At 70.3% G+C, this 20,213-nt stretch carries 22 protein-coding genes; 7 read left to right on the forward strand and 15 right to left on the reverse strand.

Annotated elements, in window-relative coordinates:
• Positions 1–11: 11 nt before the first annotated feature.
• The 4 genes from ACZ6MA_RS30840 to ACZ6MA_RS30855 are packed head-to-tail and all read right to left on the reverse strand — an operon-like array spanning position 12 to position 3,265.
• Complete coding sequence (locus tag ACZ6MA_RS30840) at positions 12–695, reverse strand: HAD family hydrolase (protein WP_469437823.1); 684 nt, start codon at positions 693–695, stop codon at positions 12–14.
• Positions 692–1,090, reverse strand: a complete 399-nt coding sequence (locus tag ACZ6MA_RS30845) for a hypothetical protein (RefSeq protein WP_469437825.1) — start codon at positions 1,088–1,090, stop codon at positions 692–694. Before ACZ6MA_RS30845 ends, ACZ6MA_RS30840 begins: the two co-directional genes overlap by 4 nt.
• 26 nt (positions 1,091–1,116) lie before the next feature.
• On the reverse strand, positions 1,117–2,169 hold the full coding sequence (locus ACZ6MA_RS30850; protein WP_469437827.1) for an enolase C-terminal domain-like protein: 1,053 nt from the start codon (positions 2,167–2,169) through the stop codon (positions 1,117–1,119).
• The gene (locus ACZ6MA_RS30855) at positions 2,156–3,265 is read right to left on the reverse strand and encodes a hypothetical protein (protein WP_469437829.1); all 1,110 of its coding nucleotides are present in this window, start codon (positions 3,263–3,265) and stop codon (positions 2,156–2,158) included. The genes ACZ6MA_RS30850 and ACZ6MA_RS30855 overlap by 14 nt, the downstream gene beginning before the upstream one ends.
• Before the next feature lie 269 nt (positions 3,266–3,534).
• On the opposite strand from ACZ6MA_RS30855, the gene ACZ6MA_RS30860 reads away from it, so the two are divergent.
• Entirely contained in the window at positions 3,535–4,920 is a 1,386-nt protein-coding gene (locus tag ACZ6MA_RS30860; protein ID WP_469437831.1) for a helix-turn-helix domain-containing protein, read from the forward strand.
• Here ACZ6MA_RS30860 and ACZ6MA_RS30865 read toward each other — a convergent pair whose 3' ends face one another.
• The 9 genes from ACZ6MA_RS30865 to ACZ6MA_RS30905 all read right to left on the reverse strand — a co-directional run bounded on the left by ACZ6MA_RS30865 (position 4,921) and on the right by ACZ6MA_RS30905 (position 11,361).
• Complete coding sequence (locus ACZ6MA_RS30865) at positions 4,921–5,499, reverse strand: hypothetical protein (RefSeq protein WP_469437833.1); 579 nt, start codon at positions 5,497–5,499, stop codon at positions 4,921–4,923.
• Positions 5,496–5,774 (reverse strand): hypothetical protein, encoded by a 279-nt coding sequence (locus ACZ6MA_RS30870; RefSeq protein ID WP_469437834.1) that lies wholly within the window; start codon positions 5,772–5,774, stop codon positions 5,496–5,498. The genes ACZ6MA_RS30865 and ACZ6MA_RS30870 overlap by 4 nt, the downstream gene beginning before the upstream one ends.
• A complete protein-coding gene (locus tag ACZ6MA_RS30875; protein WP_469437836.1) occupies positions 5,771–6,547 on the reverse strand; it encodes a glycosyltransferase family 2 protein in 777 nt (258 codons plus the stop codon). The genes ACZ6MA_RS30870 and ACZ6MA_RS30875 overlap by 4 nt, the downstream gene beginning before the upstream one ends.
• Positions 6,544–7,116: a hypothetical protein gene (locus tag ACZ6MA_RS30880; RefSeq protein ID WP_469437837.1), complete on the reverse strand. Its 573-nt coding sequence runs from the start codon at positions 7,114–7,116 to the stop codon at positions 6,544–6,546. Before ACZ6MA_RS30880 ends, ACZ6MA_RS30875 begins: the two co-directional genes overlap by 4 nt.
• 48 nt (positions 7,117–7,164) lie before the next feature.
• A complete protein-coding gene (gene hemC, locus ACZ6MA_RS30885; RefSeq protein ID WP_469437839.1) occupies positions 7,165–8,040 on the reverse strand; it encodes a hydroxymethylbilane synthase in 876 nt (291 codons plus the stop codon).
• Positions 8,041–8,093: 53 nt separating this feature from the next.
• Positions 8,094–9,098, reverse strand: a complete 1,005-nt coding sequence (locus ACZ6MA_RS30890) for an endonuclease/exonuclease/phosphatase family protein (protein ID WP_469437841.1) — start codon at positions 9,096–9,098, stop codon at positions 8,094–8,096.
• Between the two features lie 33 nt (positions 9,099–9,131).
• Positions 9,132–9,707: a DUF6624 domain-containing protein gene (locus ACZ6MA_RS30895; protein ID WP_469437843.1), complete on the reverse strand. Its 576-nt coding sequence runs from the start codon at positions 9,705–9,707 to the stop codon at positions 9,132–9,134.
• Between the two features lie 386 nt (positions 9,708–10,093).
• Positions 10,094–10,585 carry an ATP-binding protein gene (locus ACZ6MA_RS30900; RefSeq protein WP_469437845.1) on the reverse strand — a complete coding sequence of 164 codons (492 nt, stop codon included), beginning with the start codon at positions 10,583–10,585 and terminating at the stop codon, positions 10,094–10,096.
• Positions 10,582–11,361 (reverse strand): TauD/TfdA family dioxygenase, encoded by a 780-nt coding sequence (locus ACZ6MA_RS30905; RefSeq protein WP_469437847.1) that lies wholly within the window; start codon positions 11,359–11,361, stop codon positions 10,582–10,584. Before ACZ6MA_RS30905 ends, ACZ6MA_RS30900 begins: the two co-directional genes overlap by 4 nt.
• Positions 11,362–11,532: 171 nt before the next feature.
• Here ACZ6MA_RS30905 and ACZ6MA_RS30910 point away from each other — a divergent pair, with 171 nt between their 5' ends.
• From ACZ6MA_RS30910 to ACZ6MA_RS30930, 5 genes are all read left to right on the forward strand, one after another.
• Positions 11,533–11,973, forward strand: coding sequence for an NUDIX hydrolase (locus tag ACZ6MA_RS30910; protein ID WP_469437849.1), 441 nt, complete (start codon positions 11,533–11,535; stop codon positions 11,971–11,973).
• Between the two features lie 6 nt (positions 11,974–11,979).
• Positions 11,980–13,146, forward strand: coding sequence for a helix-turn-helix domain-containing protein (locus tag ACZ6MA_RS30915; RefSeq protein ID WP_469437851.1), 1,167 nt, complete (start codon positions 11,980–11,982; stop codon positions 13,144–13,146).
• An 813-nt stretch (positions 13,147–13,959) separates the two neighbouring features.
• Entirely contained in the window at positions 13,960–14,913 is a 954-nt protein-coding gene (locus tag ACZ6MA_RS30920; RefSeq protein ID WP_469437853.1) for an XRE family transcriptional regulator, read from the forward strand.
• Positions 14,914–14,945: 32 nt separating this feature from the next.
• Complete coding sequence (locus ACZ6MA_RS30925) at positions 14,946–15,851, forward strand: phosphotransferase family protein (RefSeq protein ID WP_469437854.1); 906 nt, start codon at positions 14,946–14,948, stop codon at positions 15,849–15,851.
• A gap of 864 nt (positions 15,852–16,715) precedes the next feature.
• Positions 16,716–17,834, forward strand: coding sequence for a methyltransferase domain-containing protein (locus tag ACZ6MA_RS30930; protein WP_469437855.1), 1,119 nt, complete (start codon positions 16,716–16,718; stop codon positions 17,832–17,834).
• A 109-nt stretch (positions 17,835–17,943) separates the two neighbouring features.
• Here ACZ6MA_RS30930 and ACZ6MA_RS30935 read toward each other — a convergent pair whose 3' ends face one another.
• Positions 17,944–18,468 (reverse strand): DUF6879 family protein, encoded by a 525-nt coding sequence (locus tag ACZ6MA_RS30935; RefSeq protein WP_469437857.1) that lies wholly within the window; start codon positions 18,466–18,468, stop codon positions 17,944–17,946.
• Positions 18,469–18,973: 505 nt separating this feature from the next.
• On the opposite strand from ACZ6MA_RS30935, the gene ACZ6MA_RS30940 reads away from it, so the two are divergent.
• Positions 18,974–19,480: a hypothetical protein gene (locus ACZ6MA_RS30940; protein WP_469437859.1), complete on the forward strand. Its 507-nt coding sequence runs from the start codon at positions 18,974–18,976 to the stop codon at positions 19,478–19,480.
• On the opposite strand, the gene ACZ6MA_RS30945 is transcribed toward ACZ6MA_RS30940, so the two are convergent.
• Positions 19,456–19,935, reverse strand: a complete 480-nt coding sequence (locus tag ACZ6MA_RS30945; RefSeq protein WP_469437860.1) for a DUF6907 domain-containing protein — start codon at positions 19,933–19,935, stop codon at positions 19,456–19,458. The genes ACZ6MA_RS30940 and ACZ6MA_RS30945 overlap by 25 nt on opposite strands.
• Positions 19,936–20,213 lie beyond the last annotated feature (278 nt).

A 20,213-nucleotide genomic window follows, 5' to 3' on the forward strand; every position in this document is an offset into this window, starting at 1 on the left:
GATGTGCTCCTTCAGGTGAGGATGGGAGGTGCTGCGGTCGCAGCGCGGAGATGGCCGGTGGCCGTGCGAAAGTCCGGAGCAACAGCGATCCGTCCGCGGTGCGCCTTCAGCAGTCCGGCTGCCTGGGCTGCGCGGTGGCCGGTGGTGATCCAGATGGCTTGGGCGCCCGCTGCCAGGGCTCCGAGCACGTCGTAGTCGAGGCTGTCGCCCACATGAACCAGCCCGCTCACCGGCACGCCGTGGCGGGCCGCGACGGCCCGCAGCGCGCGGGGATCGGGCTTGGCGAAGCCCAGGCGCCACGACGGATAGTGCGCCGTCAAGCACGGACCCAGGTGCCGCGCGATATCCCCCCTCTGGTCGTCCCAGCTCGTCACGTTCGACATCGTCACCACCGGCACGGCGCGGGAGATCACGGCCACGCACTCCACCGCGCCCGGCCACCAGGTGAAGTCCGGCGGCTGGTGCTCATGTGGGAAGTTCTCCGGCGAGATGCGCAGGGCCTCGCAGGCGAGCGTGACCGCGTCCGTGTCGCCGGGCAGCGCGGTGTGCAGATGCTCCTGGGCAAGGCGCTTGGCCTGCTCCGACGGGAGCGGGGAGAGAGCGACGAGCCGTTGCGTCAGGGTCGTCCCGGCCGGCTCGCCCAGGGTGTAGCCGACATCCAGGCTCACCAGCTCCACCCGGGCGGGCACACTCATGGCTCCGCCCGCAACGCCGTGATGATCACCTGGATCCGCTGGGTGCGCACCGGTCCCTCCCGGGCTTCGGACAGGTACGTCAGCAGGTGCCGGGCGCTGGCCGCATCCCACCGTCCCGGATCGATTCCCGCCTCGGCGGCGGCCTTCGCGAGATCGACCGGGATCTCCGGTGGCCGCCAGCCGCGCGGCAGGCGCAGCACCCCGGACCACACCGGGCCGACAGGGGGAAGCTCCTGTGGGCTGGCGGGGTCCAGGACCGTGACGTCGTCGAAGGTCAAAATGCGCACCTGAACCTCCTGCCCCTCCAGCAGCAAGGTGCCGGTGAGGAACGTATCGTGACCGCTCAGCCGGGCGTCGAGCACGAGCTGACCGCTCTCCAGGCGCCGTCCGGCCACGTCAACCTCGGTTCGCCCTGGGGGCATCACGGCCGCCTCACGGTCAGTCCCAGGCCGGGACGGTCGGACAGGGCAATGTGCCCGCTCTGGGGCTGATAGATGTGCGTGAGGGCGCGCTGTCGGCGGGGCTCCCACACCACCTGGTACTCCACCGCCCCCGCACTGCCGGGGAAGGCGGCTGCCAGGTGTACCGCGGGAAGGAAGCTACGGCCGTGCAGGTGGACCGGCACCGCGTGGGCCCGGGCCAAGGACAGCAGCCGCACTGCTTCGGTGAGGCCGCCGCACCACGCCACATCAAAGGTGAAAGCGGCCGGGCGGCACCGCGCGAGCAGCCGATGCGCCTGCGCGGTGCTGGCGACGCGCTCGCCGAACGCCACCGGAAGGGGTGAACCCGCCTGCCGCAGCGCGCGGTACTCCTCACAGTCCGTCTCCGGCAGCGGGTCCTCCACCCACCGCACCGCACCAGCGGGCAGCGCCCGCGCCACCGCACGGCTCAGGGCCGCATCCCACGTGCCCAGCGCGTCCACCGCCACCGGATGCCCGGCCCACACGGCTGCCTGACCGGCCAGAGCGGCCATCGACCGGGCGCTCTCCCCGGCACGCAGCGACCACTTAGTGAAGGAGAACCCCTGGCCGGCCACCCGGCGCACCGCCTCCGCGGCCTCGGCCGTGCGCAGGTCCAGCGACAGCCACGATGCGTACACCGGCACCCGGCCCGCCATCGCGCCCGGGGACAGCAGGGCAGCGACCGGCGCGTCCTCGAGCACGCCGTGCAGATCCCACACCGCGCAGTCCACGGCTCCCACCGCCCAGCTGCCCAGCCCCGGCCGGTGGGCGCCGAGCTGCGCGAAGAGATGCCGCACCAGCCCCTCGTGGTCAGCAACCGGCCACCCGGTGGCCGCCCGCCCCAGCAGCGCCGCCACCACGGCGGCCGGAAGGTCATCCAGCGGCCCGAAGCACCCCACCGCGCCACCGGCACGCACGAGAACCGCGTGCCGGGAATCCCCCTCCTCATACGGGCCCAGCGTGGCGACGGGAATGACGTCGACGCGCTCGATCACCGCGTCACCGGTCGGCATCGAGCAGCGCCTGTCCGGCGTAGGTGAAGTACCACAGCGGCCGGTAGCACTCCCAGCCCACCGGCAACAGCCCCGTCGGCCGCATCACCTTCTCGATCGCCGTCCGGGCAGCCAGATAGAAGTCGAGCACCTCCGCCCCCGGCACCCGCAGGCCGGCCATCAGCACGTTGTGGGCCTGGAAGACCTGGAAGTTCGGGAACGCCGTCACCTGCCCGGCCAGGGCTTCCACGCCCCGCACCATGCTGGCCAGCGGATCCAGACCGACGATGTAGGTGTAGGACGTGCCCAGCCCCCGCTCACGAGCCCGCGCCAGGAGGGCGGGCATGTCCCGCGGCGTCAGGTCGGCCTTGGTGGACTTCAGCATCGTCGCACGCCGGGTGAAGCACTCCGCCGTCAGCCGCAGGACGAACGGCGCCACGCGGTCGGCCACGATCTCGAATGCCTCGTCGCTGCGCAGCACCGAGGTCAGGAACCCGATCCGCGCCCGCATTCCCGCCTGACCCAGAGCCGCGCGCAGGGCCACCAAGTGGTCTACCGCTGCTTGCTCCCGCTCGAAGCACCCGGTGGAGACGGTCACCTCGGTCACCTCGGCGAGATCCTTGCGCGGGTGCTGCTCGGCGAGTGCGGCGAGCAGGTCTGCCAGGGCTCGTTCCTCGCCCATGCGCGGGTCGGCGGCGGCCTCCAGGGTGTTCGGGCAGAAGGCACAGCCCACGCACCGGCTCCGGGCGTTGGGATTGAGGGTCGCCGCCCGGCCCTCATTGCGGAAGTAGCCACCGACCGCTTCGTCCGCAGCGATCCGCTCCACCTGCGCCACGAGCCGTCCGCCGAGGAACAGCTCCTCCCTTTGAAGCCGGAACGGACTGGCGGGCCGGTTCAGCGGCACGATGATCTGCCACGGCTGCTGCGGGTGGCGTGTCAGCCGGAGATTGACGCGTGCCCGATGGCGTTCGGTGTGCTCGGAGGTGATGCCGAACAGGTTCACGGCGATCAGTAGGGCGTCCTCGACCGGGACGCCGTGGGCCAGGGCGCTGCGCTCCAGATGGTGCAGCTGTAATCCGGTGGTGGACGCGATCGACGAGGGGGCAAGGGTACTCACGGGGAATTCCTCCGGTTGTCGTAGAAGTCCGGGAGGCTGCTTGTCCAGGTGCTTTCCGTGGTGGCGAGCACCGCGTAAGCGGTGCGGGCCAGCGACGTATAACCCGGACCGCGCCAGGTTCAGGCACCAGGGCCTTGTGTGGAAAGCGGCGGGCGCAATGCCGCAAGTTCCTTGCGTTATCCGCAAGTTCTGTGCATGCGCCCCTGCCATGAAGGAGGGGACACGGCTACTGTGGGGCCCGCCCGAATAGGGCGCGACGAGGAGGCGCGATGACCTTCCACGCCACGGCCACGCACTCCCTGGTCCCCGTCGCGGACATTGGCGTGATCATTCGCAGCGCCCGTAACGCCCGGCGCCCTCGTGTGACACAGGCGCAACTCGGTGCCCTGATCGGATACTCCGAGTCGTGGGTCTCCCGCGTCGAGAAGGGCCAGATCACCCCGCCCTGGGCGACCCTCCTCAAGATCGCAGCCCTCCTGCACATCACGGTGGAGGACCTGGCCCAGGCCCTTCACCCGCACGAGCCAGAAGAGGTACCAGGCGCCGAAAGCGACGGTCGGGTATCGGGTCCGGCCGCTAGGGTGGCAATTCATCAGGTCACCGAGGACCAGGAGGACGTCGTGCTGCGCAGGAAACTTCTCCGGGCGGCGGTCGGCGTCAGTACCGTTGTGATCACCGGAACGGCAGCAGCAGCCAACGGACGGCAGCCAGTATTCACCGACCCCTCTGCTGCCCTGGAAGCCGCGCTGTTCCAGCCGCCCCAGGCCGACCCGCTCCCGCTCGACCGCCTCCTCCTCGCACTGCGGGCGGCACGCGAGGACTTCCGGCAGGCCCGCTACGCGGCGCTCAGCGAAGACCTGCCCAAGCTGCTGGCGACGGCCACAGCCACCTGCGACAACCTCACTGGCCACCACCGCGAGAACGCCCAGGCAGCCCTCGCCCGCGCCTACGCCATGGCGGGTGAGCTCGCCATCAAGACCAGGTCGGGCACAGCGTGGGTTGCCGCGGACCGCGCGCTGACCGCCGCTCGCGCCTCGGGACAAGCCGCGCCGCTGGGCGAAGCTGCCCGCGTCCTGGCTGTCACCATGCGGCAGGCCGGCCGCTCCCACGCCGCCCTCGACGTCCTGGCCGGTGCCTGCGCGACGCTTGCTGAAGATGCCCGCCCGGCGGCCCAGGACGTTCGCGCCGCATCGCTTCTCACCGCCGCTTACACCGCAGCGCACACCGGCGACCGCTCCCGCGCTCTGGACCTTGCTGGTGAGGCTGAGGAGATCGGCCGACGTCTCGCCCAAGGCCCTGACACGGACTCGTTCACCATCCACGCGACCCGAGCCCAGTGCGACGCCTTCCACATCAGCATCCACAACGTCCTGGGCACCCCCGACGAGGGCATCACCTACGCCCGCCGCATCAACCCATCCGTCTTCACCACACCCGAACGCCGCGCCCGCTACTGGACCGACACAGCCCGCATGTGGGCCCGACTCGGCGACCACGAACGGACCTTCGCCGCACTGCGAGCAGTCGAGCAGCAAGCCCCGGAGGAGGCGCGCCGGCCATCGGTCCGTGCGCTGACCGCTGATCTCCTGTACTCCCCTGTGAACCTTCCGGGCCTCACCGAATACGCCGCGCGAACGCGAGCTGCCCACAACTGATCACTCCCCGGCCGGCAGGTCGGGCTGGGAAGCGGGCGGCGAAGGCTGCGGTACCGGGTGCTGCGCATGCTCGTCGTGCACCATCTGCCCGAGCAGGCCCAGCGTTGCCATGACGCCCAGCCCGTACGTCCCCGGCGGTGCGGGGGCTTGGCCGGACAGGGCCTGATACAGCCGGGCGGGGTCCGTCGTCCCGCCGGGCGGGACGATCCACCGTATGTCCCGGCCACCCCCCGGCCTGGCGTCCAGGGGAACTTCGACGACTGTGCCCTTGCGCAGCAGCCGCATGCCCCGCCGGTTCCACTCCTGCACGCTTCCGAGGTCGATGAAGAAGGTGAAGCGGCCGGTGTACGTGCTCGCCAGGACGGGCCCGATGCCGGTGCCGAGCTGGTCGAGGGCCCGTCGGCCGTCGGCGGCCAGGACCGTGACCGCGTCCCACTCCCGCCCGGCCAGGACCCGGCGGACACCGGAGAGCGGTTCCTCCCTCAGGTAGGTCCGTCGGCTGCTGCGGTGCCGGGGTTCGGCGCACGGGCTGTACGGGTCGAGTGCTACCTGGGTCCAGGTGGGCGGCGGGGGCGTCATGTCAGCTCCGGGAGGATGTTGGCTGCGGCGAGCAGGGCAAGGGCCAGGGGCGCGCAGTGCCGCTGGCCGACGTCGAGGTCGAAGCCGTTGCCGGTCGCGGTGAGGTGGCCGATGGCCCGGTGGCCCTCCAGTTCGGCGGGCTGTGCGGCGGCCAGGTCGGCGAGAGCCACGCGGACCCGCCCCTCCCCGGGGCTATGGGTGATGCTGAGGATGTTGCCGGGCCCGCCGAGCAGGTCGACGAGGGTGTCAGCGGTGCCGAAGAGAAGTTCGTTCACCGGCCACACCTCAGACGGGCCCGGACCCCAGAGGGGCTGTGCGGGTGGGGGCGCAGAACTTGGCTGACCGGGACCTGGTGCCACCGGGCGCGCTTCCACAGAGCCCTGATGGTCAGGTCCTGGGGGCGGATGCTCCGGTAGACCACCGCTTCTGGCACCACGGTCACCAGCCGCCCGTCCTTCTGGATCCGTGAGGCCAGTTCTCGCGCCCCGTGGCTGGGGTGGCGCGGGCCGGGGGCTGCGGCCTGGTGGTCGAACCTCAGTTCTTCGGCTCGGGGCATGCCGAGGTTGCAACCCGACAGCTCGTAGGGAGGCTCCAGCTCGCACGGGCTCTCGGGCCAGTTCGTCGGCATGAACAGGGACAGGGCCTCGGGGGAGAGCACCGGGGCGCGGGCGGCGGTGAACCGGGGGAGGACCCGTCCGCCGGCCAGGCTCGCTCCGCTGTGGGTCAGTGCGCTGACCATGCTGCGGACCCAGCCGGCGGCCGGGATGGCCTCTGGGCTGGTGAGGAGGATCCAGCGGCCGGTGGCGGCCTCGATGCCGGTGTTGTGGGCGTACGACAGGCCCGGCCGGGGCTCGTGCACCACCCGCGTCGGCACCCACCACCTCCGCAGGGCGGTGGCGTCGATGACTGGTCGGGGGCCGTGGTCCACCACGACGACGTTGATCTCACCGAGGTAGGTCTGCACGGCCAGGTTCGCGAAGAGCCCGGGCAGTGCCTGGGCGGTGCCGCGCACGGCCACCACGACGGTGACGGGGTCCGGGCAGGTCACGATGCCCGCCCGTCTGCGGGCGCGGTGGAGGGGGTGCCGGTCCCGGGCAGCAGGGTGTACTGCCAGGCCCGGCGCACGCTGTGGGCGGGGGTCTCGGCTTTCAGCTTGGCCATCAGGCTGCGGTTGATGCGGGTGAGGCTGTCCAGGGAGAGCATCCGGGCATTGCTCAGGTGCTGGAGGGTGATGCCGCCGGTGTGGGCGAGGAGCACCATCCACTCGTTCGGGACGAGCACCGGCGCGGGGGCGCTGACTCTTGCGGGCGTGGGGAAAGCCCGGTGGCTGTAGGCGCGGTGGACCAGGAGGGACATCCGTGGCGCGCAGCCGAGCGCGCTGGCGGCGGAGGCGAAGTAGGACGTCAGCGTCGTCTGCTTGATCCTCATGGCTTCGGCTGTCTGCTTCCTCGTGCGGCCGAGGGCGATCAGGGTGATCGCGGTCAGCAGGTGAGGGTTGAGGAAATCCGAGGCGACCAGTGCCTGGTACTCGGGAGCGGGCAGAAGCGGGGCGAGCACAAAGCCGTAGGGGGCCGGGGAAGACGGGGCCGGCGTGCTGGGGGTGGAGGCAGGAGGCATGGAGTCGGCTTTCCGAACGTGGCGGGGGCATGCCCGGGGCGGGTTGCTTTACAGGGCCGGGGCGTGGGCGGGCAGGAGGTCGCGGGCGCCGCTGCTCAGCAGCTCGTGGGCGACCTGGGTTCCCAGCGCGGCGGGGTCGGTGCCGATCTGGTGGGAGTGCAGGAAGCGGCTGCCGTCGGCGGCGAAGGCGGTGCCCCGCAGGGACAGCCGTCCGTCGGGTCGCGTGGCGCAGTAACCGGCCACCGGGGTCTCGCAGTTGCCCCGCAGCACGCGTAGCAAGATCCGCTCGGCGGTGACCTCCCGGCGTGTGCGGTCATCATCGAGCGGGGCCAGCAGGGCACTGGTCTCGTCGTCCTCGGCGCGGCACTGCAAACCAATGACGGCCGCGCCCAGGGCCGGGCACATCCGCTCCACACCCAGAATCTCGGCGGCCTCGTGCCTGAGCCCCAGCCGGTCAAGGGCGCACACCGAGACGATCAGACCCGCGACAACGCCGGCCTTCACCGCCTCCAGCCGAGCCTCGGTACTGCCCCGGATCGCCTCGACCCGCACGCGGGGGTGGATACGGGCGAGATGAGCGGCGCGCCGGACCGAGGAGGTGCCGATGCGGGTACCGGCCGGCAGCCGGTCCAGGGGGAGCCCGGCCCGCAGGACGAGCGCGTCCCGGCGGTCCCCGCGCGGCAGGTAGGCGGCGAACCGCCCACCCTGGGGCACAAGCGGCACACCGGGTACGTCCTTCATGCAGCGCACGGCTACATCGCAGTCACCCTGCAGGAGGGAGGACTCGATGCCGCCGGCGCCTTCCGGGGAGATGATCTCGGTGGTGAGACCCGGGTGATAGGCGGCGAGCGCGGCCTGTATCTGTTCGGCCTGGGCGAGGGCCATGGGGTTGGAGCGCGCGCCGATACGAAGGCGACGGGGCATGGGGATCTCCTGGGGCGGGGCGGGTCCTGGCAGGTGCGGGGGAGTGGGCCGGCTCAGGGTGCGGGCGGGGCGAGGTCGAGGACGACGGGCAGGTGATCTGACAGGGCCCGGGTTGTCTCGGTGTCGTGGACGGTGGCTGCGGCGATCTGGTCGGCCACGTGCCCGTTGGCCAGGATGAAGTCGGACCGGTGATCCACTGCCTCCGCCGGGCTCCAGTAGCCCGCCGTGCGGTGCGGCGGCTCGCCGAGCACGTCGAACGGGTCATGGAACCCTGCCCGCTCCAGCATCTGGATGGCCCGCCGGTCGGCGTCGCCGAACTGGCCACCCGCAGTGAGGTGGCAGTGGCGCGAGCGGAGGTTCGCCGGGATCCGGCCCCAGTCCGGTTCGGGGTCGTGCGGGCCGATCGTGTTCAGGTCGCCGGCCAGCACCACCCGCTGCGGATTTCCCTCGTAGGTGCCCCCGTAGCCAGTGAGCCACCGCGCCTCGGCGTAGCGTTCGTCGCCGCCGAGGAAGCACAGGTGAGTGAACAGGACAGTCAGCAGCGGCTGTTCCCGAATGCTGAGCCGGGCCCGGCCGAGCCCGTGGTAGAAAGCCCCGCGGGCGGCGTCCGCCTCGTAGTCCTCGACCCGTACGGTGCTCGGCCGGTAGAGCAGCGCGAGGTGGTTGCCGCGCCCGCGTCGGGAGAGCACCGGAGGCAGGGGCGCCATGCCCAGGGCGTTGGCCGCATGCCACAGCCGCCACCAACCGCCCTCCTCCCACCGGCGCAGCTCCTGCAGAGCGATGACGTCGGAGTCCAGCGACGCCAGGAACTCGACCTGTTGCTGGCGGCGCCACTCGCCGCCGTCGGAGTCGATGCCGCCGGTGAGGGTGTTGTAGGTGACCAGCCGGGCCGTGTCCGACACCTGGTGTCGAGTCTCGGCGGTGGTGCGGCCGGTGGTGACCAGCCAGCCGGTCGCATCAGAGACGACGTGCTCGTTGACCGGGCCCTCGTCCCGGCAGGCGGCCAGTAAGCGGGGCCGGACCGGGGAAGCGGTGACGGCGCGGACGGGGGTGCTCAAGACGGTGTTCCCTTCAGGCGTTCGGGGTTGGGGTCATCGGACGGAGTGCGGGAGGGCGGTTCCCCTCGGGAGGCGGGTGAGGGCCATCAGCCGCAGATCGGCCGGGCGGGCGTCCGTGCTTTTGGGAAGGCCCACCCGGTGGCGGCGCAGCCCCAGCAGACTGGCATCGGCGACGGGATGCTGGGTGATCACCCCGTCGGGGCCGAGCACGTACTGGGTGCCGTAGATCTGGGGTTGTCCGTCGTGCATGAGCAGCCGGTCGGTGAGGTAGGCGAGGTGCCGGGGCGGGGCGGCCTCGCTGGTGACCGCTTCCAGCAGGTGTTGGTGGGCCTGGTGCTGGAAGACCGACTGCCGGTCGCACAGCAGGGCTACCCACCATGCGACCTCCGCCCCGACCTCACCGACCAAATCGGGGCCCGGCCAGCCGTGCGCATCGAAGATCGCTCCCAGTTCCCGGGCAGCGCGGCTTTCCCATTGCACTATCTCGAGCAGCTCCGGCCGCGTGGGGGTCACGGCGCGCGTCATGCGGGCGGCGACCCCTTCGCGGTGCAGGCGGCACAGCGTGAGCAGCAGATCCAGTCGCAGTGGCGGACGGGTGATGAGCCTCATGCGCGGGGTGTCCTTCGGGGCGCGGCAGAACGGAAGAGCGGAACGGTGTCCGGGCGAAAGCGGCCAATGCGCTCGGGTGGGGGGAGTGGAGGGCTCCCTGGGGGCGGGGCTCGGGGGCGACCGCCGCCAGGGAGCCGGATCAAGGTCTGCTGCTCACAGCAGGAAAGGAGCGAGATGGGCCACCGCCCACCCCGTGGGCGCGGTGATCAGCAGCAGAAACACGGCGCCCCACGGGAAGCGGGCTGCCCGCCGCGGACCGTCTACGCGGTGGGCACCACGGCAGCGTCTTCCGGTGTGCCGCCCTGCCGGAGCTCCGGCGAAGGCGCGTCTCGACGGGGGCGCCGGGGGCATGAGCGGGGCTTCGCCGGCCGGGCCCCGGTAGGCGCTCACCGCGTGCGGCCTTGCGCTGCGGGGCGTACGTAGGCCCAGGTGGACAGGTGGCCGTCGGGCAGGGTGCGGTAGCCCCAGCGGCCCAGATTCTCCACGAGGTCGAGTCCGCGGCCGTGCTCGGCCGCATCGTCGGTCTGCCCCCGGGCGGTCGGCCTGCCTTCTCCTGCGACGTCCTCGACCTCGATCAGGACCGCGCCGCCGCCCTCGGCGATACACAGCCCGATCTCCGTCCCCGGGATTCCGGGCCGGCTGTGACGGTAGGCGTTGCTCAGCAGCTCGGCGGCGAACAGCTCCGCCTCGAACGCCTCCTCCGGACCTACCCCCCATCGGAGCAGGAGCCGCCGTACGGTGCGACGGGCTTCGCTGACCGCTTCCCGTTGACGGGGCACGCCCATCGCCTGGAGGTGCTCGGCCCGGAGTCGGGGGCGTTTCCGCAGCGCGGGAACCGTCTGGGGCGCGGAGGCGCGCGGGGCGGTTACGACGCTCATGCCGCACCCCCGCCCGCGGTTCTGGGGAGGAATCCAGGAGGGGTGGGATCGTGCGGGTTGCCCAAGGCCCGGTAGCAGCGCCGTGCACCGTCGAAGGCGGTGCGGCCGTGGAGCCACCGGTGGTTGTCGAGGAGGTAGCCCTGGCCGGCTTCCAGGGTGAGCATCTGCTGGTTTCGCTTGGCCGCCATCCAGAAGCCATGCAGGTGCATCTGTGCCAGAGGGCTCCAGCGGACGAGACCGTCCTGCCGGTAGCGCACCGCGACCCGGCCGCCTTCGTGCCGGGCGAACACGGGGGCGAAGATCCCGGTGCTCGGGCCGAAGAACCCCGCGCGTGGGCCGGAGAGAACGGCTACCACGTCCGGGCACCGCTGCTCAAGCTCAGCGTGGAGGGTGCGCCCGTCCACCAGGAGGGAATGCCCGCCCTGGGGTGCGGGCTGGGTGCACACCATCAGCATCAGGCGGGGCGGGCTCTTCAAGGCCGTGCCCTCGGTGTGCAAGGCCAGCTCACCGTTGGTCAGCCCGGCGAAGCCAGGACGCTCGTCGTGCCGACCGGTGTTGTAGATCGCGGTCAGCCCGTCCGCCCCGCTGTCGCGGTGGTGCACCACGCGCATGACCTGGGTGGCGAAACCCAGCACGCGACTGCGCGTGGTCAGCCTGTCGAAGGTGACCAGACCTGCCGCGCTCAACCCTCCGGCTACCTTCTCCACCGCCCCGGGGAGTTGCAGGTCTACGTAGTGGCGGGCGAACAGATCCGTCGCGGGCGACGTGGCACTCATCGGTGAACTCCCGTGAGATGTAAGTCCGGTGGGGATCACTCTGGAGACCCGGGCCGGGCCGGTAAAGCGACAGATTGTCGACCTGCCACCCCCGCTCTCCCGGGCCCTGGAGGGGTGGGTGCGTGCTACGGTCCGAGCGGCCCAGCCGCACCCAGAACCGCGAGGAATCGCATGCCCTACGTGCCGCCGACCTGGCCCGTCTCCGTCAAGGGCGTCGCCCTGGACTCGCAGGGCCGCGCCCTGCTGCTCCACAACGAACGCAATGAGTGGGAACTGCCGGGCGGCAGGCTCGAACCGGGCGACCTGGGGCCGGAAGTGGCCCTCGAGCGGGAGATCGTCGAGGAGACCGGGTGGCAGGTCACTGTCACCGCCGCTGACCTGCTGGACGTGTGGATCTACGAGCCGATCCCCGGCCGCCGTGTCGTGATCATCACCTACGGCTGCACCGTCCTGACCCCTGATGCTGAGCCCGTCCTCAGCCACGAGCACAAGAAGATCGGACTCTTCGGCGCCGATCAGGTATCGGGCCTGACGATGCCCGACGGGTACAAGAAGTCCATCACCGCCTGGCACGACCGGCTCAGCGAACTCGACACGTACGAGCGGATGTGACCGGCGATGGCTGCGACCAGCGGCCGGGCCGCCGCCACGCGCCATGCTCTGTGGCGCTGGGCCACCCCGCAGGCGGAGGCTGTCCTCGCATGCCGTGACCTGGGGGCCATCTTGCGGTTCCACCGCCACGTCCATGCCCAGAACCAGACGGCCCTCGGCGATCAGCTCGGCTACGACAAGACGTACATCTCTGCCCTGGAAACGGGGAAGCGCACCATCGACGACGTCGGCTCCCTGCGCCGCATCGCCACTACCTTGCGTCTGCCCCCACACGTCCTCGGCATCACCGACGCAGCCGACCTCGACCACCAGGTCATGATCCAGTTCGGCGAGTCCACCGTCCGCCTCGCCGAGATCGCCCGCCAGTCCGGCCACGCCTCCGAAGCTGTCGAAGAACTCTGGCCACTGGTCGCCCGCCTCGAAGCCCGCGTCGACGACGGGTACGCCGAGCGTGACGGTCTGCACCTCCTGGCGCGCGCCCGCGTCGGCCTCGGTGTCGCCCTCGGCAACATCCTGCCCGAGGAACGCCTGGCCACGGCAGCCCGCTGGACCGCCAAGAGTCTGACCATCGCCGACTACTTCGGCGACCCCGGCTTTCGCTCGTACGCCCTGCGGATGCACGGCAACGAACTCAGGAAGGCCGGACTCAGGGGCGCCGCCGTCACTCGCCTCCGGCACGCCGCATCCCTTGCGCCCGACGCCGATGCACGCGCCGCCGTCCTGCCGCTGCTCGCCCGTGCGGCCGGCACGCTCGGCAACGGCCACCTCTTCGACACGGTCGTCGAGGAGTGCGGGCAGCTGCTCGACGACGGAGTCCAGCACACCAGCCTGTTCAACCCCTTTGCCCTGCACGAGGTCAGCGTCCGGGGACTCGTCACAACCGGTCGGATCCGGGATGCCATAAGGCTGATCGACGCCACACCAGTGCCCACCACGCCCGTGGCGCCCCAGTGGCGCGTGATCGAGCTGGTCACCGTGGGCCACGTGCAGCTCCTTGGCGGCGACCGGCCCGGAGCCGAGCAGTCCCTGGGCCAGGCGACAGCCGAGGCCGCGGCCCAACGGCTGCCGCACCAGCTCCAACGCATCATCCGAACCGCTGGACAGCAACTGCCGGACGTCGAGGAGACGGCCACGGGACACCTGCATCGGCTTCGCCATGAGATGGCCGCGTGAACGGAAAGCCGAATGTGAGCTCGCGACGCCAGTCGCGTTTGCGGATCTCACCGCACGTGCAGATGCGCGCACGGACCTCTCCCTTCGTCCCCCCGCAAGCACCAGCCATGAACCCGGACTCCTCACGTCACAACATCTGCGCTGCAAAGGAGTCGGGCCCGGGTGACGCAGGATCGTCACGGCGCGACGAGCCAACAACCGGCATTATTTGGCGGGTCGTTGCCAGCCATCAGGAATTGAGGTCCGGGCGAGAGACAGGCAGTGAGAAGTTCACTGTTTCCCGTCACGTGATGCGGTGCCTGGTTCCTATGATCGTGAAAGCACCCACGCACGAGCTGGCGAGGTGAACAGATGGAGGAGCCCACGCACGCACGCGAATGCGCCACGCGGCTTCGTGAGCGCGCAGAGCAAGAAGGATGGGCGACTGAGCAAACGGCCTCAGCGATTCACCAGTGCTGCGGGCTCAGCAGGCTTCGAGCACACCGCCTCGCGCAGGGGTGGACCTTGCGCGAGGCGGTGGAGCGACTGCTGAATCTGTGCGCGGAAGAAGGCATCACCGCGCCGAAGATCGACGCCGACCAGCTGGGGCGCTGGGAGAGCAACGCTCACACGCCCCGAGCAACGACGGTCGACCGGTTATGCCGGCTGTACCGGACCGACGCTCACAGCTTGGGACTGGCAGGCGCCAGCGACTACCGCCCACACCGGGCCCCTTCGACAGTGGGCTCGATACCAGGAGACATCTCCCCAGGCCACGCAGTGGTGAAGCGTTCCGCCTTACCGCCCTCGTCTGCTTCCGCCCACGAATTCGACATGCAGATCGAGCAGATCCGGCGTTCCGTGGACCGCACGCTAGCTGCGGGCAGTGTCAGCTCCGGGCAGCTGGACCTGATCGAAGAACGATTGCTGTGGTCGCGCCAGCGGTACCTGTACGCCCCGCCCACCGACATACTCAAGGAACTCCTCGAGGAGTTGTCCGACGTCCAGGCCCTGGCCGCCGAGCGGCAGCCGGCCAGCGTGCAGACCCGCTTGTCGGAAATGACGGCCGTCCTCGCGACCCTGATCGCGGACGCTCTGATGAAACTCGGCAACCTGCGCAGATCACATGCCTGGTACGACACCGCCCGCACAGCAGCGGACGACAGCGGCAACCTCGAACTCCGCGCCCGTGTCCGGGCCCAAGCCGCCATGCTGCCCTACTACTACGGCCCCATCGAAGCCGCCGTTTCGCTGACCCGGGAAGCCCGCCTGATGACGCGCGCACGCCCGACGGCAACCGCGGCCTTCGCCGCCGCAGCCGAAGCCCGCGCACTCGCCCAACTCGGCGATTCAGCGGCGGCCGAGCACGCCATCGACAGCGCCCAACGGGTCTTCGAACAATGTGACCCTGGTACGGGCAACGACGCCTTCGCCTTCCCCGCCCGGCGCCTGCTGCTCTACCTCTCCGGCGCCTACACGGCCCTCGGCCGCAGCATCCAGGCGCGCCGAGTCCAACAGGAGGCGCTCGCCCTCTACCCGGCCCGCACGGGCATCGACCCCGCGCTGCTCCGCCTGGAGGCCGCGATCTGCCTCGCACACGAGCGCAGCCCCGGGGAAGCCTGCCAGATGGCCAGCGAGACATATCTCCAGGTGCCCGTGGAGCACCGCACCACCATCCTCGGGGCCCGAGCACAGCAGGTCATCGACGTACTGCCGACCTCCGCGCGATCGGCCCGAGCCGTCCGCGAACTGAGTGACATTCTCGCTCTGCCCGCAGGGCCGATATGACAACAGGGCTGCGCTTCGGCCAGCCTGGGCCCATGACTGCACCAGCAATGGTCCATGGCGGGTTCGACACGCAGGAAATGAACGACGTTCTGCGCCGCGCCTGTGCGGCTGCGGGGCTCGACAGCACAGACGCACAGCTCTTGCGCGGTCACACGAACGCCGTCGTCCGTCTCGCCAGTGATCCAGTCGTGGTGAAGATCGCCCGCCGGGGCTCCAGCCGGGCCGGCGTCGAGCGAACCGTCCGCTTCGTGTCCTGGCTGATGGAGCTCGGTTTCCCCACCGCCCCCCTACACCCCGTGCCGGAGCAGCCAACGGTGATCGACGGCCACTCGGTCACCTTCTGGACCTACCTGCCCCAACCGCAGCACCCGGTGGCCGCCGAACAGATCGCCCCACCGCTCCACGCCCTTCACCAGCTCTCCGAGCCACCGGAATCCCTTCGGGAACTCGACAACGTCGCCGCCATCCGGGCTTCCCTCAGGGCCACGACATCCCTGCCGCCAGCCACCTTGAACTTCCTCACCCGGCGGCTGGACGCGCTCGAAGCCCGCTTGGCCAATGTGCCCTTCGCCCTGCCGCGAGCCATCGTTCAAGGGGACCCACAGCACCGAAACGCGCTGCACCACGGCGGGCGGGCTGTCCTGTGCGACTGGGACACAGTGGCAGAGGGACAACCGGAATGGGACCTGGTCACGATCGAGATCCACTGCCGCCGGTTCGGGTATGGACACGAGCACTACCAAGCCTTCGCGGACAGCTACGGCTTCGACGTCACAGCCTGGGAGGGCTACAGCATCCTGCGCGATCTGCGAGAGCTTCGGATGATCACCACCAACGCCAGGAAGTCCGCCCAGGCGCCCGCAACTCTGGCAGAAGTCGAACGCCGCATCGCCGGGCTCCAGAACGAAGACGCGGGCCTGCAGTGGAACATCCTGTGACAGAAGCGTTCATTCGGCAGTACGCCGGTGTCGACCCCACTCCGGCTGGCGGCCCACCGGGGGTGAGGCGTGGTGCGAGGCGTGCCGTGCCTGGCGATTCTCGGGCTACGGGGCGCTGGGCCTTCGAGGTTGCCGCACGCGGTGGTGCCGGACAGGCTCCGGCGAGCGCCCGCGAAACCGTCTGCTGAGTCCGAGGCAGGGCCAGCCCCCGCTCCGGTGCGCGGTGGATCTCCTGGCGCACCCTCGCAAGACCAGGCAGCAGTGTCCTCGCCTCAGCCAGCAGGGAGGCGGACGCTGACGCGGCAGCCTTCACGGGCGGGCTCAGTTCGGCGTTCACCGGATGGCCGCCGTCGATGACGCCACCAGAGTCACGTTGGACCCTGTGTCATTTGACGCCGGCCCACAAGTGGCCCGGCAAACCCGCGAGTTCCGCACCAGCATCCCTCCCCGGTCATGCGTGTGGAACAAGACTCCTCCATCGAAGCCTGGAGCGTGCCGGCTTGCCGCAAATGCGTGTCCGGCCAACGGGGCGCCGATGGCGGGGTTCGGTGATTCCGGCCGATCCTGAGACAGGGATCGGAACGATGCCTGTGGAGGACGGACGCGACAAGCGGCCGTACGCGTGGCCCGGGGATGACGTCCTCTCCACAAGTCCGCATCACCCGTCGCGCTCTGGCGCTAGCCACCCACGTTCTGTAGCTTCCTGGCACACAGCACCGATCCGGCCGAAGGGAGCACCGACGATGGGGAAGCACGGGGACGGCAAGGACGGCGAGGACGGCGACAAGAACCAGTCGAACAAGGAGAAGGACGGCCAGTGGAACAAACCGGTGACCGACCCGCCGAAAAAGAAGTGAGGCGGGCGTGAGTTCACCGGAACGGCTCCTGGAGATCCTCACCAACAAGGGCGTGGTTCTCCCGGAGTGGAAGGACGCCGTGGCCTCGGTCCGGCGCGAGCTCTTCGTGCCCGACACCATCGAGGTCGACGACCGGCCGCTCTCGCGCAGCGAACGCCCGCAGCGGTGGCTGACCGTGGTCTACGGCGACCTGCCGATCGTTACCCAGATCAACGACGGCAAGGACCTGGGTGAGCGCGCGTACCGGTTGCCGACGTCCTCCTCTTCCATGCCGTCGGTCATGCTGGAGATGCTTCAGCTGGCGGACGTGCAGGAGGGGCATCGGGTCATGGACGCCGGCGCTGGCACGGGGTTCAACCTGGCCTGGCTCTCGCACCGGCTCGGCTCCAAGAACGTCTTCGGCATGGACACTGACCGCGCGATCGTGGAGCAGGCGATCAAGAACCTGCGGGCGGCCGGGTACAGCCCGCAGGTCATCTGCGGCGACGCCGAGAAGGGGTACCCGGACGGCGCCCCGTACGACCGGTGGCTCGCGACGTTCACCGTCCCCGAGATCCCGTACGCCTGGGTCGAGCAGACCCCGGCCGGCCGCATCGTCGCCCCGTGGGGCGGGAGCTACCACGCCTACAACTTCGCCGTCCTCGACACCCGCAACGGCGTCGCCGAGGGCCGGTTCGCCGGCTACCCGGCCTTCATGCGCACGCGCACCAACCGCCCTCCTCGCGGGTACCTGCGCGACTTCCTCCACCACCGCGACGAGGTCACCCGCAGCAAGACCACTCTCTCGCCCCGGGACCTGGAAGCCGAGTACGAGGCGCGGTTCTTCATCGGCCTCGCACTCCCCGACGCCTGGTCCCTGATGGCAGAAGCGGACGACGGGAGCGACGAAGCCACCCTGTGGATCCTGGCCGATGACCAAAAGTCCTGGGCGTCGGTGGACTACGTACCCGGACACGACACCTTCGCCGTCGAGCAGTACGGGCCCCGGGGGCTGTGGGACGAGGTCGAAGCGGCATTCCGGCTCTGGGAGGACCGCGGCCGGCCAGAACGCGACCGGGCCGGTCTGACCGTCACCTCCGAAGGACAGCACGTCTGGCTCGACACCCCGGACAACATCATCCGCTGAGCCCTAAACGCGGCGCCTGGTTCTCCCCGGAGTACCGGGGAGAACCAGCGTCGGCGCCTTCGGAGCCGCGTCACGAGCCTCTCGGTGCGTGATCCTTCACGCTGGCCGATCAGGAGGGCTGGTACTGCGCGTGCGGTACTGCCCGCTCCCACACCGCTTCGAATGAACTCATGCACAGGCTGAGAATCCGCTTGTCCCGCGTGATCTCCAGCCCCTCCGGGGACAGCTCTCCGTCCCCCGCGAAGTGCAGGACCAGGACCAGCTCGTTGTCGAAAACCCAGAAGTCGTTGCCCGGGAACGGAATGTCTGTGGCTTGTCGGCGCGGCAGCCAGCGGATGTCCTCACCGGCGTCCACGTTGGCCTGTGACACGTAGTGCTCGAAGCGGATGTAGTCCGACTCAGGAACGGAGAACACCCGCGCCCGCCGGAAGGCAACACCGCGATCGACGGCCTGGGACACCCACTTCAGCCACTGCTGGAAGTCGACGTCACCCCCCACGGGATCGTTCAGGGTGCCGTTCTGCCAGGCGACGAACGCGGGATCTGAGGTCATGTACCCGTCCCGCATCTCCAGATGCACAGCAGAGTGCCTAGCCGAGGCCAGCAACTCCTCAAACGTCGGAACCTTCGGCACCCCGCACCTCCAGGAAGAACTGGACCACCCGCCGTCTCCGGACAAGAGCTTCGCACCGGCCACCCGTATCGCGCACAGAACTTGCACCAACTCGCAACGGGGCGCCGGTACGGAGCCGACTCTGCCACGATGGTCACGTAACCGGGAGCGGGCTGGGGGACCGATGACGCAGCAGTGGACCAGGGACGCCGACCGTGCCGCCGCGTGGACTGCTCACGAGGCGGCCCACGTGCTGCAGTCGGGCCAGGGTGCCCTGCTGGGGCGCCTGTTCGACTGAAGCCCATCCGGTCACGGCCTACCGCAGGAGGCAGCCGATGCACCGCACCACCGAACAGCGCGGATCGATCGAGATCGAGCAGCTGTACCGCGGCCTGGACGCCGCCGTCCGCCGGCATCCTCGTCCTGCAAGACGCCGCGGCTCTGCGCTACGACGGCTCGGTCTACCACCTGACGATGCACCGACGCCTGCGCAACATCGGCGGGGGTGCTGTGCATACTGCTGGGCATGACGCTTACGCCCCCGCTCGCCGCCCGTATACACCTGCTGATCACCTTCGTGCTGGTGACGTGCGCGGCGCTCGGCGGTCTCTGCGTCGGTCTGCTTCTAGGCGGCCGGACGGCAGCTCTGATCGCCGGGTGCGCGGCCGGCCTGGGCGCCGGGATCGGCTCGGTCCTCGCCCGCCGCCGCGTCGTCGCCCTCTTCCAGCCCGAGTACGACGCCGTACGGGCCGATGGCTATGCGGAGGGGCTCGCCGACGCGGTCCTGGTGAGTATCGCGACGTACCAGGCCGCGGTCTTCCCCCTCATCCCCGGCGGGGTCAGCGAAGAGGAGCAGCAGGCCCGCCGTACCGTCGCCTACCGGGCCTCCGCCTACGACGGCCTGCCCCTGGCCGTACGGGTCTCGGCGGCCAAAGTCCTCGAAGTGGTCGACCAGGGCCTGGACGACGCACGTGCCCAGGCCGCGATGCGGGCCCTGGCCCTCACCGTCTACGACCACCGCAACAGCCGCTGACGCCAGCCGCCCATCACCAGCGCTGGGCTGGGGCCATGCGCGCCAGCCACATCGCGCCGTGCTTCTTCTTGCCTGGCTCGGCCTCGATGACCCTCTGCCGAATGACGGCATCCGGGCACTCGCTCAAGGCGGCCCCAGGCCGCCTGCGCAATGCGAAGCGGCACGAACTCATGGAGGGCCTCGTCGCCCTCCATCAGTCCCAGATCCAGCCGGACAGGCGAGGCCCCTATCTCCCAATCATCGACGCTGAACGTCGTTACCTGCACGCCGAGGCCTTTGGGAATGTGATCTCCGGTGGGTAGCGGCAAGGTGATGGGCGCCGACTCGTGCAAGAGGGAGTCACCGTTCTCAGGGTTCTCATGGGCGTGCTCCTGGACGCACCAGGACGGGCAATTCACCCCGGTCTTCGACTTTTTCCACGCAGCGGATTCCATGGCCGGAATCGTCTCACGCACCCGATCACCCTGTTGCCTGGCCCCAGCCGGTGGGGACGTGCCTGGGCTCCCCGTAGCGGCACCCCCGGCCTGCTGCGCCGCTGACGCACAGCCGGCGAAGGCGCGCTGGTCGACCACCCCTGCGCCTTGCCGTCCGACTGCTGATCTGGCCCGTCTCATCGGCGAGGACGTCGAGTGCTACCCGCCGGACACCCACACCCCCGAGGTCGCCGCCGGCTACCGGGAGTGCGCCCCGCTCCTCCTCGCCGACCCCGCATTGGCCGACAGGCCCTCACCTC

Source organism: Streptomyces sp. NPDC042259, from assembly GCF_055582085.1.